Source organism: Pseudorhizobium marinum (assembly GCF_000705355.1).
Classification (GTDB): Bacteria; Pseudomonadota; Alphaproteobacteria; order Rhizobiales; family Rhizobiaceae; genus Neorhizobium; species Neorhizobium pelagicum.
The window spans coordinates 143,087-159,708 of record NZ_JMQK01000003.1; the positions used below are offsets into that span (position 1 = coordinate 143,087).

At 63.7% G+C, this 16,622-nt stretch carries 19 protein-coding genes; 9 read left to right on the forward strand and 10 right to left on the reverse strand.

Annotation, left to right across the window (positions count from 1 at the left end):
- Positions 1–121: 121 nt before the first annotated feature.
- From EO99_RS0104680 to EO99_RS0104695, 4 genes are all read right to left on the reverse strand, one after another.
- Positions 122–511 (reverse strand): YkvA family protein, encoded by a 390-nt coding sequence (locus tag EO99_RS0104680; RefSeq protein WP_029617486.1) that lies wholly within the window; start codon positions 509–511, stop codon positions 122–124.
- A 56-nt stretch (positions 512–567) separates the two neighbouring features.
- Positions 568–888 carry a 4a-hydroxytetrahydrobiopterin dehydratase gene (locus EO99_RS0104685; RefSeq protein WP_051679698.1) on the reverse strand — a complete coding sequence of 107 codons (321 nt, stop codon included), beginning with the start codon at positions 886–888 and terminating at the stop codon, positions 568–570.
- A complete protein-coding gene (thpR, locus tag EO99_RS0104690; protein ID WP_029617488.1) occupies positions 885–1,472 on the reverse strand; it encodes an RNA 2',3'-cyclic phosphodiesterase in 588 nt (195 codons plus the stop codon). The genes EO99_RS0104685 and thpR overlap by 4 nt, the downstream gene beginning before the upstream one ends.
- A gap of 66 nt (positions 1,473–1,538) precedes the next feature.
- Positions 1,539–2,183, reverse strand: a complete 645-nt coding sequence (locus EO99_RS0104695) for an arylesterase (RefSeq protein WP_029617489.1) — start codon at positions 2,181–2,183, stop codon at positions 1,539–1,541.
- Positions 2,184–2,258: 75 nt separating this feature from the next.
- Between EO99_RS0104695 and EO99_RS0104700 the strand changes: the two genes are divergently transcribed.
- From EO99_RS0104700 to EO99_RS0104715, 4 genes are all read left to right on the forward strand, one after another.
- Positions 2,259–2,969: an ABC transporter ATP-binding protein gene (locus EO99_RS0104700; protein ID WP_029617490.1), complete on the forward strand. Its 711-nt coding sequence runs from the start codon at positions 2,259–2,261 to the stop codon at positions 2,967–2,969.
- Positions 2,966–5,509 carry an ABC transporter permease gene (locus tag EO99_RS0104705; protein WP_029617491.1) on the forward strand — a complete coding sequence of 848 codons (2,544 nt, stop codon included), beginning with the start codon at positions 2,966–2,968 and terminating at the stop codon, positions 5,507–5,509. The genes EO99_RS0104700 and EO99_RS0104705 overlap by 4 nt, the downstream gene beginning before the upstream one ends.
- Positions 5,510–5,711: 202 nt before the next feature.
- Positions 5,712–6,449, forward strand: coding sequence for a Bax inhibitor-1/YccA family protein (locus tag EO99_RS0104710; protein ID WP_029617492.1), 738 nt, complete (start codon positions 5,712–5,714; stop codon positions 6,447–6,449).
- A gap of 115 nt (positions 6,450–6,564) precedes the next feature.
- Positions 6,565–7,113 (forward strand): GNAT family N-acetyltransferase, encoded by a 549-nt coding sequence (locus tag EO99_RS0104715; RefSeq protein WP_029617493.1) that lies wholly within the window; start codon positions 6,565–6,567, stop codon positions 7,111–7,113.
- 4 nt (positions 7,114–7,117) lie between these two features.
- Here the strand turns inward: EO99_RS0104715 and EO99_RS0104720 are convergent, their stop codons facing one another.
- From EO99_RS0104720 to acnA, 4 genes are all read right to left on the reverse strand, one after another.
- Positions 7,118–7,504, reverse strand: a complete 387-nt coding sequence (locus tag EO99_RS0104720; protein ID WP_029617494.1) for a DUF2794 domain-containing protein — start codon at positions 7,502–7,504, stop codon at positions 7,118–7,120.
- 264 nt (positions 7,505–7,768) lie between these two features.
- Entirely contained in the window at positions 7,769–8,521 is a 753-nt protein-coding gene (locus tag EO99_RS0104725; RefSeq protein ID WP_037164760.1) for a DUF1223 domain-containing protein, read from the reverse strand.
- A 171-nt stretch (positions 8,522–8,692) separates the two neighbouring features.
- Complete coding sequence (locus tag EO99_RS0104730; RefSeq protein WP_029617496.1) at positions 8,693–9,433, reverse strand: TSUP family transporter; 741 nt, start codon at positions 9,431–9,433, stop codon at positions 8,693–8,695.
- Positions 9,434–9,521: 88 nt separating this feature from the next.
- Positions 9,522–12,215, reverse strand: coding sequence for an aconitate hydratase AcnA (gene acnA, locus EO99_RS0104735; RefSeq protein ID WP_029617497.1), 2,694 nt, complete (start codon positions 12,213–12,215; stop codon positions 9,522–9,524).
- A gap of 264 nt (positions 12,216–12,479) precedes the next feature.
- Between acnA and ccmA the strand changes: the two genes are divergently transcribed.
- The 5 genes from ccmA to EO99_RS0104760 are packed head-to-tail and all read left to right on the forward strand — an operon-like array spanning position 12,480 to position 15,351.
- Positions 12,480–13,121: a heme ABC exporter ATP-binding protein CcmA gene (gene ccmA, locus EO99_RS0104740; RefSeq protein ID WP_029617498.1), complete on the forward strand. Its 642-nt coding sequence runs from the start codon at positions 12,480–12,482 to the stop codon at positions 13,119–13,121.
- Positions 13,118–13,777 carry a heme exporter protein CcmB gene (ccmB, locus tag EO99_RS0104745; RefSeq protein WP_029617499.1) on the forward strand — a complete coding sequence of 220 codons (660 nt, stop codon included), beginning with the start codon at positions 13,118–13,120 and terminating at the stop codon, positions 13,775–13,777. Before ccmA ends, ccmB begins: the two co-directional genes overlap by 4 nt.
- A gap of 44 nt (positions 13,778–13,821) precedes the next feature.
- Positions 13,822–14,580 (forward strand): heme ABC transporter permease, encoded by a 759-nt coding sequence (locus EO99_RS0104750; RefSeq protein WP_029617500.1) that lies wholly within the window; start codon positions 13,822–13,824, stop codon positions 14,578–14,580.
- 1 nt (position 14,581) lies between these two features.
- The gene (gene ccmD / locus EO99_RS26580; RefSeq protein ID WP_077067032.1) at positions 14,582–14,755 is read left to right on the forward strand and encodes a heme exporter protein CcmD; all 174 of its coding nucleotides are present in this window, start codon (positions 14,582–14,584) and stop codon (positions 14,753–14,755) included.
- Positions 14,752–15,351 carry a DsbE family thiol:disulfide interchange protein gene (locus EO99_RS0104760; RefSeq protein WP_029617501.1) on the forward strand — a complete coding sequence of 200 codons (600 nt, stop codon included), beginning with the start codon at positions 14,752–14,754 and terminating at the stop codon, positions 15,349–15,351. Before ccmD ends, EO99_RS0104760 begins: the two co-directional genes overlap by 4 nt.
- Before the next feature lie 4 nt (positions 15,352–15,355).
- Here the strand turns inward: EO99_RS0104760 and EO99_RS0104765 are convergent, their stop codons facing one another.
- Together EO99_RS0104765 and EO99_RS0104770 are read right to left on the reverse strand one after the other, a co-directional pair.
- The gene (locus EO99_RS0104765; protein ID WP_235776763.1) at positions 15,356–15,898 is read right to left on the reverse strand and encodes a DUF2585 domain-containing protein; all 543 of its coding nucleotides are present in this window, start codon (positions 15,896–15,898) and stop codon (positions 15,356–15,358) included.
- Positions 15,899–15,948: 50 nt separating this feature from the next.
- Positions 15,949–16,596 (reverse strand): septation protein A, encoded by a 648-nt coding sequence (locus EO99_RS0104770; protein ID WP_029617503.1) that lies wholly within the window; start codon positions 16,594–16,596, stop codon positions 15,949–15,951.
- Positions 16,597–16,622 lie beyond the last annotated feature (26 nt).

Here is a 16,622-nt window from a genome sequence, read left to right on the forward strand (position 1 = left end):
GTGGCCAAGGGAACTGCTTTCCGGCAGCCACTGACACAAGGATTAGGGCGAGAGTTTGTCCCCATCCGGAGCAGCACCTTGCAGGGGCAGGCTGATCGGATCAGGGACCGATTGTCCCGCTCTACTTGGCGGGCGCCGGCTCTTCATCGGCTGCCAATGCCTTGTCGGCCGCCTGGTAGTGGCGATCGCCGATATGGCCCTGGATCATCCTCAGAGCCGCTGCAAACACCGCCATGTCATCGGTGAAGCCGACGACGGCAAAGACGTCCGGAAGCAGGTCGAATGGCAGGATGAAATAGGCGAGAGCCGCCAGCAGAACGCCACGCACCCGGGTCGGCGTCTTCGGATCGAGAGCGCAATAATAGGCCGCGACGAGGTCTCGGCTGAAGGGCACATATCCCGCAACCCGCTTCAGCTTCGGCCAGAACCGGGCCCGCACCTGCTTTTCGCGCCTGTCCTGTGTTTCCTCGTCCCCCGGCAGGAGGATCTCGCCGATCTTCACGTCTTCCATAGACAATCCTCGTCCATTCGCGTCGTGAGTGAATGTGGGGCAGATGGGCCGGGACTTCAATCGCCCCGCCGTGCGGCGGCACGATCCATGGCCCTCGCCAGCTTGAGATCCAGGGCCGTCAGCCCCGACACGTCATGCGTCGTCAGCACCACCTCGACACGGGAATAGACGTTGAACCATTCCGGGTGGTGGTTCATCCGCTCCGCCACAAGCGCGCATTCGGTCATGAACCCAAAGGCCTCGGAGAAATTGCGAAACGTGAACGTCCTTGTGATCGCCGTGTGATCGTCCCGCAGCGACCAGTCGGGCAGTTCGGCGACGCCCTGATCGATGTCGGCAGCCGAAAGGCGCTGGTAGGCTGCTGGTCCGCCCGTCACACGAAGCTCTTCATCGGCTCCACGGAAGAGCGATTGGTGCCGGTGCGGACCTCGCTCAGCGGGAAGCCTTCCTCCGTGAGATAGGGTCCACCGCCGACCGAGTCCTTGGAGGACATCAGCACGAACCGCGAAACCTTGAACGGCAGCGTGTGAAAATCGCCGCGTCCCGCCAGATAGCGGACCACATCGTCCAGACGGCAGGCCTTCAGCCGGGCAAGCGATACATGCGGCATGAACTTGCGGGGATCCGGCGGCAGGCCGACGCGCTGGCAGATCCGCTCGATCTCCGCCTGAAGCGCCGTCATTTCCTGCGAGGGCGAAACGCCCGCCCAGACCGAGTGCGGTTTCTTCGACCCGAAGGAGCCAATCCCGTTGAGGCTGACCTGAAACTCCGGCCGGTCTATCCGGTCGAGCCGGTCGACGATTTCGTCGGCGGTGCGGCCATCCACGTCACCGATGAACCGCAGCGTGATGTGGTAGTTTTCCACGTCGATCCACCGCGCTCCGGGGAGCCCTCCCCGCAGGAGAGAAAGGCTTAAGGCAACATTGCGCGGGATTTCGAGGGCGGTGAAAAGTCTCGGCATTGCGAACCTCCTCGAATCTCTTGCGATCAACCACAGCGAATCACGGGTACCGGCTGTGCGCAAGCGCTAATTTCCGTTGGACTGAATCTCGTCGATGAAGCGCTCCACGGCTGGCAGCGAGCGCTCCACCATGATCCCGACGCCCCGCGCGTTCGGGTGCATGCCATCCTCCAGCTGGGTGCCCGACACGGCTACGACCCCGTCGAGGAAGAACGGGTAGAGCGGCAAGCCGTGCTTCTCGGCAAGCCGGGGATAGATCTCGTTGTAGCGGGTCGAATAGTCGCCGCCCATGTTGGGAGGCGCAATCATCCCGGCGAGCAGCACCGGCATGCCCCGCTCCTTCAGCCGCGTGATGATGGCATCCAGGTTCTCTTCCGTCTCCTCGGGCGGCACGCCGCGCAGCGCATCGTTTGCGCCCAGCTCGAGGATCACGCCATCGGTACCGTCAGGAACCGACCAGTCGACCCGCGAAAGACCGCCGGACGTGGTGTCGCCGGACACGCCTGCGTTCGTCACGGTGACGGAGCGCCCCTTGGCCTTCAGCGCCGCCTCGAGCTGCGCCGTATAGGACTCGTTCGGCGCCAGCTGATAGCCGGCCATCAGACTGTCGCCGAAGCCGACCAGCTCGACTGCCTGCTGCTGGGAGGCGGCCGGCGAAACGAAGGCGGCGGCCATGACGAGGAAGTGAAGGACGATTGCTTTAAATCTCAAGGCCTGGTTCCTAAATGTTGCGCTGCCGTTGCGCGGCTTCGATTTTTGCTTAAAGCCAATATAGGAAGCTTTCCTTTGACTGAAACCATCATCGAGCTGAAGCGGGCCGATCTGACCCTCGGCAGTGCAGCGGCCTCCGTGCATGTCCTCAAGCAGATCGATCTTCAGGTGAACAAGGGTGAGGCTGTCGGCATCGTCGGCCCCTCCGGTTCCGGCAAGTCGACGCTTCTGATGGTTCTGGCCGGCCTCGAACAGCTGGATGCTGGCGAGATCCACATCGCGGGCGAACCCCTCCACTCGTTTTCGGAGGATGCCCTGGCGGATTTCCGCGGCCGCAACATCGGCATCGTCTTCCAGTCCTTCCACCTGATCGCCAACATGACGGCACTCGAGAACGTCGCCGTGCCGCTCGAACTTGCGAACGTTGCCAACGCCTTCGAAATCGCCCGCCAGGAACTCGCCGCCGTCGGGCTGGGAGAGCGTCTGAACCACTATCCGGGACAGCTGTCGGGGGGAGAGCAGCAGAGGGTGGCGATCGCTCGGGCGCTGGCGCCGTCGCCGCTGGTGCTGATCGCCGATGAGCCGACCGGCAACCTGGATGCGGAAACCGGTCGCCAGATCGCCGATCTTCTGTTCGCCAAACAGGCCGAACGCGGCATGACCATGTTGCTCGTCACCCACGACAGTTCGCTTGCCGGCCGATGCTCCCGCCAGATCCGCGTCCGTTCCGGAGAGATCGTCGGCGATTCCTCGAGCGCCCTGCCCGCCGAGGCTGTGGGGGCATGAGCGCCTTCAGCTCCCGCCTGGCAATCTCGTGGAAACTGGCCTTGCGTGAAATGCGTGGGGGCTTGTCGGGCTTCTACATCTTCCTCGCCTGCATCGCCCTGGGCACCGCGGCGATTGCCGGCGTCAACTCCGTGTCGCGCGCCATCACCGGCGCCATCGCCGGCCAGGGCCAGGAAATCCTCGCCGGCGACCTGCGGTTCGAGCTCGACAACCGGGAAGCCTCCGCGGAGGAGTTCCAGTTTCTCGAAAGCCTCGGCGAGGTGGCCGTCTCCACCGGCCTGCGGTCCATGGCCCGTGTCGCGGATGGCTCCGAGCAGGGGCTCGTGGAGGTCAAGGCCGTCGATGACGCCTATCCGCTCTACGGCACATTTCGAGCAGAACCGGACCGGCCGCTGGCAGAACTGCTGCAGCGCGACGGCGACACCTTCGGAGCGGTTGCCGCGCCGCTCCTCCTGGACCGCCTTGGCCTGCAGCCGGGCGATGAGCTTCTTGTCGGCAACGCTCGCCTGCGCCTGAACGGGACCGTACAGGCCGAACCCGACGCCGCGTCCGAAGGCTTCGGCTTTGCGCCGCGGCTGCTGATGAGCCGCGAGGCGCTGACCGCCTCGGGACTGGTCCAGACGGGCAGCCTGGTGGAACACGCCTACAAGATCCGCCTCGACAACCCCGGCCAGCGCACCGCTGTACAGGACCGCGCTTCGGATCAATTTTCCGACGCAGGCTGGTCTATCCGCACCAGTGATCGCGCCGCCCCGTCGTTGACGGAGAATGTCGAACGCTTCTCCCAGTTCCTGACCCTGGTCGGACTGACGGCGCTGATCGTCGGCGGCGTCGGTGTCGCCAACGCGGTGCGCGCCTTCCTCGATTCCAAGCGCACGACCATCGCCACATTCAAATGCCTCGGCGCCCCGGCGGGTGTCGTCACGACGATCTACCTGATCCAGATCCTGCTTCTCGCCGCCGTCGGCATTCTGATCGGCCTCGTCATCGGCGCCATCTCGCCCTTCATCGCCATCCGTTTCCTGGACGGCGTGCTGCCGGTTCCACGAGGGATCACCTTCTATCCCGGCGCCCTGGCGCTTGCGGCGCTCTTCGGCCTCCTCATTACCTTCACCTTTTCCGTGCTCCCGCTCGGTCACGCCCGCCAGGTCCCGGCAACCGCCCTCTTCCGCGAGCAGAGCTTCGAAGGCAGCGGCCTCCCTTCCTGGCCCTATGTCCTGGCCGCGGGCGTGGCGCTGGCGGCCCTTGCCGCGATCGCTGTCATCACCGCCGAAGAGCGGTTTGTGGCGGGCATATTCCTTGCCGCGGTTGCCGGTGCGTTCATACTCCTCCGCCTCGTCGCCCTATTGATTGCGGCCCTGGCGCGCCGCAGTCCGCGCGTCCGCTCGCCCGCTCTTCGCCTGGCGATCGGAAATATCCACCGGCCCGGTGCATTGACGCCGTCCGTGGTCCTCTCGCTCGGGCTCGGGCTTGCGCTTCTCGTCACGCTGGCCCTGATCGACGGAAACCTTCGGCAGCAGCTCACCGGACGCATGGCGCAACAGGCGCCCAATTTCTTCTTCGTCGACATCCAGAGCGGCGAGCGCGAAGGCTTTATCGACATTCTGCAGCGGAATGCGCCAGAGGGCACCATCAGTCAGGTGCCGATGCTGCGTGGCCGGATCACCGCCTTCAACGGCGAAGACATCAGCCAGATGGAAGTGCCGCCGGGCGGCCGTTGGGTGCTGCGGGGAGATCGCGGCATCACCTACGAGGAGGTCCTGCCGAGCAATGCCACGCTGACGGCCGGCGAATGGTGGCCGGCCGACTACGACGGCGAGCCGCTCGTTTCCTTTTCCGCCGAGGAGGGCGGAGAACTGGGCCTCAAGCTCGGCGACACCGTCACGGTCAACGTGCTGGGCCGCAACATCACCGCCCGGATCGCGAGCTTCCGCGAAGTCGAATGGGAATCCCTGTCGATCAACTTCGTCATGGTATTTTCGCCCAACACCTTCCGCGGTGCGCCCCATGCCTGGCTGGCAACGCTGACGGACGCCGATGCGACCGCAGCGCAAGAGGCCACCATCCTGCGCGAGGTCACCACAGCCTATCCCACCATCACCAGCGTGCGGGTCAAGGATGCAATCGACATCGTCGACCGTCTTGTCGGACAGCTGGCCACGGCCATCCGGGCCGCTGCGGCCGTCGCGCTGATCGCCTCCGTTCTGGTGCTCTCCGGGGCCCTTGCCGCCGGCAACCGTGCCCGCACCCATGACGCCGTGATCCTGAAGACCCTGGGAGGAACCCGCGGATTGCTGATCAGGGCCTTCAGCTACGAGTACATCATCCTGGGTGCCGCGACGGCCGTCTTTGCACTCCTCGCCGGCGGCGTATCGGCCTGGTATGTGGTGAGCCGGATCATGAACCTGCCCTCCGTCTTCCTGCCGGACGTGGCCGTCATCACGATCATCGGCGCCCTGGTCCTGACGGTGGGGATCGGCCTCCTCGGCACCTGGCGGGTGCTCGGGCAGAAGGCGGCACCGGTGCTGAGGGAGCTCTAGCCAACGCACCGCGATCACATCCGCGTCAGACTGCCGCCCGAGTCGCCGTCGGAGGGGCCTATTCCGTCGTATTTACAAGGGTTGGCTCTTGTACCAGACGCATTATCACATCATATTTCAAGCAGGCTTGCTGAAGCTCCGCAGCGGCGCCTGGGATTTATCCCGACACCGTGACCAATTTCGGAGCTTGATGAGGATACAAATGGCTGACCTACGTAACTACCAGAACCGAATGTCGCAGACTCGCGCGCAGACGGGCACGGGGATCGACGAGGGCCTTCGCGCCTATATGCTCAAGGTTTACAACCTGATGGCACTCGGCATGGCAATCACCGGCGTGGCTGCCTACGGCACCTACGCTCTGGCGGTTTCCAATCCGGCCTTCGCCAATCTGCTGTTCGCTTCCCCGCTCCGTTGGGTGATCATGCTGGCGCCGCTCGGCCTGGTCTTCTTCCTGAGCTTTCGCATCAACTCGATGAGCGTCGGGACCGCCCAGGCGACCTTCTGGGGCTATGCCGCCCTGATGGGCGTCTCGCTGTCGTCGATCTTCATCGTGTTTACCGGTGAGAGCATCGTCCAGACCTTCCTGGTGACGGCCGCCTCCTTCGGAGCGCTGTCTCTCTACGGCTACACGACGAAGAAGGACCTCTCTGGTCTCGGATCGTTCCTGATCATGGGCCTCTTCGGTCTGATCATCGCTTCGATCGTCAACATCTTCCTGCAGTCGTCCGCCATGGGCTTTGCCATCTCGGCGATCGGCGTGCTGATCTTCGCGGGCCTTACCGCCTATGACACCCAGAAGATCAAGGAGATGTACTTCGACGGCGACGACGCGCTGGTTGCTGGCCGCAAGGCCATCATGGGTGCGCTGACCCTCTACCTCGACTTCATCAACCTGTTCATGTTCCTGCTGCAGTTCCTCGGCAATCGCAACGAGTAGTCTGCATCGGAACCGACAACGGAAAGGCGGCCTTCGGGCCGCCTTTTTTGTTGCCCGGCATGCATCCACGGCCTAGGCTCCGACATTCTCAACAGCCTGTTTCCGGTTTCCGTCAATGAGCTTCAGCCTTCGCGACGCCAGCCTGTCCGACCTTGCCGCAATCACCGCCATCTATGCCGACAGCGTCACCAATGGTACCGCAAGCTACGAGATGACGCCGCCGGATGAGGCGGAGATGCGGGAGCGTTTCCTCGCCATCGCCTCCAGGGGCTATCCCTATATCGCCGCGGAAGCCCAGGACGGGATCTTGCTCGGCTATGCCTATGCCTCCGCATTCAGGACAAGGCCGGCCTACCGTTGGCTGGTCGAGGATTCCATTTACCTGGCGCCGGAGGCCCGTGGCCAGGGGATCGGCCGCGCTCTGCTGGCAGAGCTCGTGGACCGCTGCACCACCCTCGGCTTCCGCCAGATGGTCGCCGTCATCGGCGGGGCCAGCCCCGCCTCGATCGCTCTCCATCACGCTCAGGGCTTCGAGCTGTCCGGCACCCTCAAGGGCACCGGCTTCAAGCATGGACGCTGGCTCGACACGGTGATGATGCAACGCAGTCTGGGAGACGGAAATACCTCGGATCCGGATCAACTGGCCTATCCGGGCACGCTGTGACGCGCTAGTCGATCAGCTTCAGCGCCTTGTCGAACACCTTCAGCACCTGCGGCAAGTCGTGACCACGCTTGAGGATCGTGCCATGCGTGTTCAGGACCGAATAGGCGCCCTGTTTGGAGGCCAGCCTGGGGTTCTTCTCGATCCGGTAGAGCGGCATTTCGCCGGACCGCTTGAAGACCGAGAACACCGCCCGGTCCTTCAGCTGGTCGATCGCGTAATCCTTCCACTCGCCTTCACCGACCATGCGTCCGTAGATCCTGAGGATGGCATCCAGCTCGCGCCGGTGGAACATGACCGGCACGGGGTCCTTGTTCTGGCGGTATTCGGTCAGACTGACGACCACATCACCCCGGGCAGTTACCCTGCCTGACAAATCCGGTTGATCCGTCATCCTGCCTCCGTTGATGATGTCAGCCTTGTGACAGTGTGACGTGGCGCATTGAAATTGCAACCCGGAAGATGCAGACCTCGGCTCACGCGGAGGGATTTTATTCCCGCCCCAATTCGAACAAAAGACTGCCGAATTCAAAAGCGACAGTCGGTATTGTGATTGGCCCTTTCGGCGCCATCACGATCCGGTTCGGTTGCATTGACCCTTACCCCCAGCCCCCCAATGCTTCCGGGCCGGATCGACTTCTCGCAGAATCATTCCCGCTCAGCGCTTTTGGCGCCCTCCGGCCATCAGGATGGCGGCGCCCAGGATCGCCGCAGGCTCGCCGCCGGCACCCGATCGCTGCAGGAGCACGGCGCAGCCATCCTTCTTCAGCTTTCCCATGAACTTGCCGGGCAGCGTCAGCTTCAGCGGCTTGCCGTCCCAGATCCCGATCGACTGGACGTCGTAGACACTGTGCCAGTACTCCATGCGCTTGCCGGCGTTTTCGCCCTTCTCGACCTCCACCATCTGGCGTTTGGTGAAATAGGCCACAACCACTTCCGCCTCGCCCTGACCTTCCCCGATCTCGATCTGGATTTCCTTGCCGTGCATGCGGGCTTCCACGGGGACCGACAGTCCCTTGCCGCTTCCCCTCAGGCTGTCGATCCTCGAGTTTATCGCCTTGAGCTCGGTGCCTTTCACGTGGTCGCGACCGTTGATCACCGCCTGCGGCGTGTAGACCCCGCTGCGGCCAAGCGACTGGGCGTAGCCGTACTGGCGGTCGGTGTTTTCCTTCGAGCTCAGCGTGTCCGTCCACCCGAGGTAATTCCAGTAGTCGACGTGGTACGAGAGCGCCACGACGTCCCCCTGCCGGATCAGCTCCTTCAGCATGCCATCGGCTGGAGGGCACGAGGAACATCCCTGGGATGTAAAGAGCTCGACGACCCCCCGCGGGGTTCGTCCTTCTTCCGCAAACGCGGTTCCGGCCAGAAACAGGCCTGCAAGAACGACGACACTGCGGATTGTCAGGGGCATTACGGCGAACCTTTTTTGAATGCGCTTTGGTAGCCGCAGTGGACGGCGGCAAGCAAGCGCTAACGCAGGGAGCCCGGCAAGGTAACTGTGCCCGGGGCTGAAGATAAAGTAACGATGGGGTGAGGACGTGAGCCAGACTCGCATGCTGGCGGCATGACGCAAATCGGCCACTCATTCCATCACGTGCTGAAGCCCCTGCAGGAGATAGACGGCCCCGACACCGGTGACGATCCAGCGGCTCCAGGCGCGGAAACCAACGTCCGTCATCCGCTGCAGGATACCGTTGCCGGCCCGCGTTCCGAGAATGGCAATCGGCGCCGCAAGCGCGATGGCGATCCAGTCCGCCTGCGGCAGGGCACTCGCCGCATTCCAGTAGAAGACGACCTTGGTGGCATGCGAAACCAGCTGTGTTGCAGCCTTGGTGGCGATTACCGTGCGCCGGTCCATCGTCGTGCGGATGAAAAAGATGTCGATCGTCGGCCCGGAAACCCCAACCCCGACCGTCAAAGCTCCTGCCACCAGCCCGCACACCAGCGCGTGCGACGGCCGCGAGGCGTCGAGATGCAGGCGCTGGACCGGCAACCAGACGAGGATCGGCATCAGCCCGATCGCGATCGAGACGACGACGATGTTCGGCGTGTAGTCCAGGACGAGCAGCACCGCCGCCGAGATCGCAAGCCCGATGCAGAGAATGCCGAGGATGGAAAAATCGATGTAGTGCCGCGAGAACCAGGCACGGGACCCGTTCGCCACCATCTGGATGACGCCATGGACGGCAATTGCGGTGCCGACCGGCATCAGGAACAGCAGGATCCAGAGCAGGATCAGGCCGCCGGCCATCCCGAAGACGCCCGATAGAAGAGACGTCAGGAAGACGGTGCAGGCCATGCCGAAGAGGATGGCGAGGCTCAATGAGGAGGGCTCCCGGAGGATTCAGCCGCGGCGGTGGCCGCGTAGGACAACACCCGCCGAAGATCTTCGGCGGGTGTTGTCTGAAGCATCAGGCTGCGAGGTCGCGCAGCACGGTCTGCAGGATGCCACCGTTGTTCATGTAGGTGACCTCGTCGATCGTATCGATGCGGCAGAGGATGTTGATCTCCTTCACCGTACCGTCACCATAGGTGATCTGGGCCTTCTTCCACTCGCGCGGCTTGATCGGGCCTTCGAGGCCTTCGATCGTCACCGTCTCGTCGCCCTTCAGGTCGAGGCTCGCCCAGGTCGTACCTTCCTCGAGCACGAAGGGCACGACGCCCATGCCGACGAGGTTGGACCGATGGATCCGCTCGAAGGACTGGGCGATGACCGCCTTGACGCCGAGCAGGTTGGTGCCCTTGGCTGCCCAGTCACGCGAGGAACCGTTGCCGTATTCGACACCGGCGAAGATGACCAGCGGAACGCCTTCCTGCTTGTACTTCATGGCGGCGTCGTAGATCGACATCTCTTCCTTCGACGGATAGTGGATAGTGAAGCCACCTTCCTTGCCGTTCGGCCCGAGCATGAAGTTGCGGATGCGGATGTTGGCAAACGTGCCGCGCATCATCACTTCGTGATTACCGCGGCGCGTGCCGTACTGGTTGAAGTCGGCAACGCCGACGCCGTGATCCATCAGATAGGAACCTGCGGGAGACGCCGCCTTGATCGAACCGGCCGGCGAGATGTGGTCCGTGGTGATCTTGTCGCCGAACAGGCCGAGCACGCGGGCGCCCTTGATGTCCTTGATGCCGGCGCCGGTCTTGCCCATGCCCACGAAGTAGGGCGGGTTCTGGACGTAGGTGGAGTTGTCGTCCCAGGCATAGGTCTGGCCCGGCGGAATCTGCACGGCCTGCCAGTTCTCGTCGCCCTTGAACACGTCGGCATACTTGCTCTCGTAGAGCTCGCGGGTGACGTACTTCAGGATGAATTCCTGGATCTCGTGCGAGGTCGGCCAGATGTCCTTGAGGAACACCGGGTTACCGTCCTGATCTTCGCCGATCGGCTCCGAGGTCAGGTCCTTCTGGACCGAACCGGCCAGTGCGTAGGCGACGACGAGCGGCGGCGAAGCCAGGTAGTTCGCCTGGACGTCCGGTGAGATGCGGCCCTCGAAGTTGCGGTTGCCCGAAAGCACGCCAGCCGCGATCAGCCCCTTGTCGTTGATCGTCTTGGAGATCGGCGCCGGCAGCGGTCCGGAGTTGCCGATGCAGGTCGTGCAGCCGAAGCCGACGAGGTTGAAGCCCAGCTTGTCGAGGTCGTCCTGCAGGCCGGCCTTTGCGAGATACTCGGCAACAACCTGCGATCCGGGTGCCAGCGAGGTCTTGACCCAGGGCTTCGTCTTCAGGCCCTTGGCGACCGCGTTGCGGGCCAGCAGGCCGGCTGCGATCAGCACGCTCGGGTTGGAGGTGTTGGTGCAGGAGGTGATGGCGGCGATCGCCACGTCGCCATGGCCGAGATCGAAATCCGTGCCTTCGACCGCATAGCGGTTGGCGAGCTGGCCGGGCTTCTTGTAGTCGGCGTCCATGGCGCTGGCAAAACCGGTCGCGATGTTTTCCAGCGAGATGCGGCCTTCCGGACGCTTCGGACCGGCCATCGACGGCACGACGTCGCCGAGATCAAGCTCCAGCGTGTCGGTGAAGACCAGTTCGGAGCCGTCGCCTTCGCGCCACATCCCTTGAGCCTTGGAATAGGCCTCGACGAGCGCGATGCGGTCCTTGGTGCGGCCGGACATGGTGAGGTAGTTGACGGTTTCGCCATCGACGGGGAAGAAGCCGCAGGTGGCGCCGTATTCGGGGCCCATGTTGCCGATGGTCGCGCGGTCGGCCAGCGACATCGAATCAAGGCCGGGGCCAAAGAATTCGACGAACTTGGAGACGACGCCCTTCTTGCGCAGCATCTGCACGACGGTGAGCACGAGGTCGGTCGCGGTCACGCCTTCCTTGACCTTGCCGGTCAGCTTGAAGCCGATGACTTCCGGCAGCAGCATGGAGACCGGCTGGCCGAGCATGGCCGCTTCGGCTTCGATACCGCCGACGCCCCAGCCCAGAACGCCGAGGCCGTTGATCATCGTGGTGTGCGAATCGGTGCCGACGCAGGTGTCCGGATAGGCGGTCGTTTCGCCGTCCTCGTCCTTCGTCCAGACGGTCTGGCCGAGGTATTCCAGGTTGACCTGGTGACAGATGCCGGTGCCGGGCGGTACGACGCGGAAGTTCTTGAACGCCTGCTGGCCCCACTTCAGGAAGCGGTAGCGCTCGCCGTTGCGCTCGTATTCGAGCTCGACGTTGCGGGCAAAGGCGGTCGGCGTGCCGAATTCGTCGACGATGACCGAGTGGTCGATGACGAGATCGACCGGGACGAGCGGATTGATCTTTTCGGGATCGCCTCCCAGAGAAACCATCGCGTCGCGCATGGCGGCAAGGTCGACCACGGCCGGAACACCGGTGAAGTCCTGCATCAGCACGCGGGCGGGGCGATAGGCGATCTCGCTTTCAACCGTGCCCTTGTTGTTCAGCCATTCGGCAACCGTCAGGATCTGCGCCTTGTCGACGGTGCGGCCATCTTCATGGCGAAGCAGGTTCTCGAGCAGGACCTTCATGGAAAAGGGAAGCTTGGAGACGCCGGGGAGACCGTTGGCTTCCGCTTTCGGAAGACTGTAATAGACATAGTCCTTGCCGTCGACGGTAAGGACGGAGCGACAATTGAAACTGTCGAGAGATTTGGTCACGGAAAAACCCCGCTGATTATAGAGCCAACACGCGCGTGCGGACGCCTATGCACTACTGCACATCAGGATGCGGGTGCGACCATTTCCGCTGTCCGCACGAGAAGACGATGTCCTCACGTTCGGCGCAAGATGATTAATCACGCCGGTCGCTGGCGTGGTTGCGAAGCTTATAGATAATTTCTAAGAAGGGTTCCAGACTGCTAAAGTGCTAATTGCGCAAAATTTTTAAGTCCGGTGATTAAAATCCTAACAAAGGCATCGAGTATGCGGCTGAGAGCCGAGCGGCTGGGCGCACGACGCGGCGAAGATCTGCTTTTTTCAGACATTTCCTTCGACCTGGGCTCCGGCGACGCGCTGGTGCTGACCGGCCGCAACGGATCGGGCAAGTCGACGCTCCTGCGCGTCGTGGGCGGCCTGCTGCCGGCCGATGCGGGCCGTGTCCTGTGGACCGGCAAGGACGAGACGGTGCGCGCCGGTGAGGCATGCCACTATCTCGGTCACCGCAATGCCATGAAGGCCGAACTGACGGTGCGTGAAAATCTGGTGTTCTGGAAAAGCTTTCTGGGCGACCTCGAAGGCGGAGCGGGCATGTCCGTCGTCGAGGCTGCCGACCGGGTCGGACTGGGCGGCATCGCCCATCTTCCCTTCGGCTATCTGTCGGCGGGCCAGCAGCGGAGGATGGCCTTCGCCAAGCTGCTCGTCGCCTACCGTCCCGTCTGGATCCTCGACGAGCCGACAGCCGCACTCGACACCCGCGCCGAACAGACCTTCACCGATCTGATCAAGCAGCACTTGGCTGCAGGCGGCATGCTGCTTGCGGCCACCCACCAGCCTCTCGGTCTGGAGAATGCGAGGGAGCTGCGGATGACAGGCTTTAGCGATCTGCCGGAGGCATTCCTGCAATGATGGCTCTCCTCCTTCGCGACCTGAAGCTGTCCGTGCGCGCCGGCGGCGGCGCGCTGATCGGTGTCCTGTTCTTCATGACGGTGGTGGCGGTCATTCCCTTCGGAGTGGGCCCGGATCTCAACCTCCTGTCCCGCATCGGTCCCGCCATCGTCTGGATCGGCGCGCTTCTGTCGGCCCTGCTCGGCCTGGATCGCCTGTTTCAGACCGAGCGCGAGGACGGTTCGCTCGACCTGATCCTGATGCAGGAACATCCGCTGGTGCTGACGGTGCTCGTCAAATGCCTGGCGCACTGGCTTGCCAACGGCCTGCCGCTGGTGATCGCTTCGCCGCTTCTGGGCCTGTTCATGAACATGAGCGAAACGGCGATCGGCGCGGTGGCGCTGACGCTGCTGGTCGGGTCGCCCGCCCTGACCTTCATCGGCGCCGTCGGCGCCGCCGTGGCCGTCGCCCTGCCGCGCGGCGGGCTTCTCGTCTCGATCCTCGTCCTGCCGCTCGCCGTCCCGGTGCTGATCTTCGGAGTCAGCGCGTCCTATGCCGCCGTCGAGGACCCTGCCCCGTTTATGCCGCCTTTCTTGATATTGTCCGCCATCACGATGTTTTTCGCAGTCCTCGGCCCCGTCGGTGCGGCGCTGGCGTTGCGCAATGCCGGTGATTGACTAGAATCAAGCCTGAAGCCGCCGTCTTCGCCTAGAAAGCCGCCATGACCGAAAGCCTCGCCATCACAAAATTCAGCGATCTTGCCAATCCGACGCGTTTCCTGGCGCTCGTCGCCCGGCTATTGCCGTGGATGGCCTGTCTGACGGCCGGCCTGTTCGCGCTCGGCCTCTACCTCAGCTTCACGACCGAAAGCGATTACCAGCAGGGCGAGACCGTGCGCATCATGTATGTCCATGTACCGGCCGCCTGGCTGTCCATGATGTGCTACTCCGTGATGGCGCTCTCGGCGATCGGCACGCTGGTCTGGCGCCATCCGCTGGCCGATGTGTCGCACAAGGCGGCCGCGCCGCTTGGCGCCGCCTTCACGCTGATTGCGCTGGCCACCGGCTCGCTCTGGGGCAAGCCCATGTGGGGCACCTGGTGGGTCTGGGATGCGCGGCTGACGTCTGTCTTCATCCTGTTCCTGATGTATCTCGGCCTGATCGCCCTCAACCGCGCGCTCGACGATCCCTCCCGCGCCGCCCGCCTCAGCGCCGTGCTGATCCTGGTCGGCTTCGTCAACATCCCGATCATCAAGTTCTCGGTCGACTGGTGGAACACGCTGCATCAGCCGGCGAGCGTCGTCAGGCTCGACGGGCCGACGATCGCACCCGAATTCCTGGTCCCGCTGCTGGTCATGGCGCTTGCCTTCACCCTGCTGTTCTTCACGCTGCACCTGATGGCGATGCGCAACGAGATCTGGCGCCGTCGCGTCGGCGCCCAGCGCCGCATGGCGGCCCGCATGGCCGGGCGGGAGGCGTGACATGAGCCACACCTTCTACATCGCCCTCTCCTACGGCATCGCCGCGCTGATCGTCGCCCTGTTGATCCTCTGGGTCTGGCTGGACGGCAGGGGCCGCCGGAGGGACCTAGAAGAACTCGAGCGGGTGGGCGTTCGCCGCCGCTCGTCCGTTGCATCCGTGGATGAAGCCCGATGACCGAGGATACCGACAGCACACCGCGCCGCCGCGGCATCGGCCGCTACCTGCTCGCCCTGGTGCCGCTTCTCGTCTTTGGCGGCTTCGCGCTGGTGGCCGGCAAGATGCTCTACGACCAGGACGTCAACGGCCGTGATATCTCGGCGATCCCGTCTGCGCTGATCGGCCAGAAGGCGCCGTCGCTTGCCCTGCCGCCCTTGGAGGGGTCCAGCACGCCGGCGCTCACGGATGCGGCGATGGCCGGCAGGCTGACGCTCGTCAACGTCTTTGCTTCCTGGTGCGTCCCCTGCCGCCAGGAGCATCCGATCCTGAAGGAGCTGGCGAAGGACGAGCGGCTGACGGTGGTCGGCATCAACTACAAGGACCGCAACGACAACGCACTTCGCTTTCTCGGCGAACTGGGCAATCCCTACGACGCCATCGGCGTCGATCCGAACGGCAAGGCGGCGATCGACTGGGGCGTCTACGGCATTCCGGAAAGCTATCTCGTCGGCCCCGACGGCACCATCCTCTACAAGAAGGTCGGCCCCTTCGACGAGCGCAGCCTGACCCAGGAACTGCTGCCGGCGATCGAGAAAGCCGCAGCAGGCGCCTGAGGCGTCATCCGAGGGCGCCCTGCCACGCGCGGATCGCATCCACCGGCCAGAGCAGCATCAGCACGTTGAGGGTGAGGTTGTCGCGGATGATCCAGCCGGTCGCGAGCTCGAAGGCGAGGGCAATCGCAATTGTCAGCCAGATCGGCAGCCGCGCGGCGGCGAAGAACCCGAGCGCCATGAACGCTGTGTCCATCGCCGAGTTGAGGATGCTGTCGCCGGTGTAGCCGAGCGCCATGGTCGTGGTCCGGTAGCGGTCGATCACCATCGGCGTGTTTTCAAGGATTTCCCATGCCGCCTCGATCAGCACCGCAAGTGACAGCCGGGCTGCGATCGGCGCACGGCGAAACAGCAGCCAGGCGAGGCCGTAGAACAGAAACCCGTGAATGATGTGCGAGGGCGTGTACCAGTCGGACAGATGCTGCGAATTGCCGCTGGAATTGACCCCGCCCTCCCAAAGCTTGACGTAGCCGCACTCGCAGATCGGCAGCCGGCCCATCGCATAGAGGACGGCGATCTGCAGCAGGAAGAGCGCCAGCGCGACGCCGATCCAGAGCCGTGGCGAACCCCACCCGGAGGATTGGCCCACAGGGCTGTCGCTCAAGGCTTCGTTTCCGCCGCCGCGTCCGAAACGGTATGTCGCATGATCAGCGGCATCTGCGCGAAGGTGAAGATGAGCGTGATCGGCATCGTGCCCCAGACCTTGAAATTGACCCAGACATCGTCGGAGAAATTGCGCCAGACGACCTCGTTCAGCACGGCCAGAAACAGGAAGAACAGGCCCCAGCGGAAGGAGAGCTTCTTCCAGCCGAGCGCGTCGAGATTGAAGGCGGCGTTGAAGACATAGCCCAGCAGCGCCTTGCCGAAGAACAGGCCGCCGAGCAGCGCGACACCGAACAGCGCATTGACGATGGTGGGCTTCATCTTGATGAAGGTTTCGTCCTGCAGCCAGATCGACAGCGAGCCGAAAACCAGGACCACGAGGCCCGAGACGAACGGCATGACCGGCAGGTGCTTGAAGACGATCTTCGACACGATCAGCGAAATCACCGTCGCGACCATGAACAGCGCCGTGGCGATGAGCAGCGGCCCGCCGACGGCACTCAGGGCCGGAAAGGTCTCGGCCAGCCATTCCGCACGGATATTGCTGAAGAAGAAGACCAGCAGGGGGCCGATCTCGAGCGCGAACTTCAGCATCGGACGATGCTTTTCTTCAACGGTGGGCTTGGTGTCGCTTTCGAGCGTCATGGGTTCTCAACTTCTCTCGCCTGGAA

Excerpts from the sequence above, each read along its gene's own strand:
- ccmD (WP_077067032.1), top strand. The coding sequence starts at position 14,582 with ATGAGCCACACCTTCTACATCGCCCTCTCCTACGGCATCGCCGCGCTG.
- EO99_RS0104680 (WP_029617486.1), bottom strand. The coding sequence starts at position 511 with ATGGAAGACGTGAAGATCGGCGAGATCCTCCTGCCGGGGGACGAGGAA.
- EO99_RS0104760 (WP_029617501.1), top strand. The coding sequence starts at position 14,752 with ATGACCGAGGATACCGACAGCACACCGCGCCGCCGCGGCATCGGCCGC.
- ccmA (WP_029617498.1), top strand. The coding sequence starts at position 12,480 with ATGCGGCTGAGAGCCGAGCGGCTGGGCGCACGACGCGGCGAAGATCTG.
- EO99_RS0104705 (WP_029617491.1), top strand. The coding sequence starts at position 2,966 with ATGAGCGCCTTCAGCTCCCGCCTGGCAATCTCGTGGAAACTGGCCTTG.
- EO99_RS0104725 (WP_037164760.1), bottom strand. The coding sequence starts at position 8,521 with ATGCCCCTGACAATCCGCAGTGTCGTCGTTCTTGCAGGCCTGTTTCTG.
- EO99_RS0104710 (WP_029617492.1), top strand. The coding sequence starts at position 5,712 with ATGGCTGACCTACGTAACTACCAGAACCGAATGTCGCAGACTCGCGCG.
- thpR (WP_029617488.1), bottom strand. The coding sequence starts at position 1,472 with ATGCCGAGACTTTTCACCGCCCTCGAAATCCCGCGCAATGTTGCCTTA.
- EO99_RS0104770 (WP_029617503.1), bottom strand. The coding sequence starts at position 16,596 with ATGACGCTCGAAAGCGACACCAAGCCCACCGTTGAAGAAAAGCATCGT.
- ccmB (WP_029617499.1), top strand. The coding sequence starts at position 13,118 with ATGATGGCTCTCCTCCTTCGCGACCTGAAGCTGTCCGTGCGCGCCGGC.
- EO99_RS0104720 (WP_029617494.1), bottom strand. The coding sequence starts at position 7,504 with ATGACGGATCAACCGGATTTGTCAGGCAGGGTAACTGCCCGGGGTGAT.
- EO99_RS0104715 (WP_029617493.1), top strand. The coding sequence starts at position 6,565 with ATGAGCTTCAGCCTTCGCGACGCCAGCCTGTCCGACCTTGCCGCAATC.
- EO99_RS0104750 (WP_029617500.1), top strand. The coding sequence starts at position 13,822 with ATGACCGAAAGCCTCGCCATCACAAAATTCAGCGATCTTGCCAATCCG.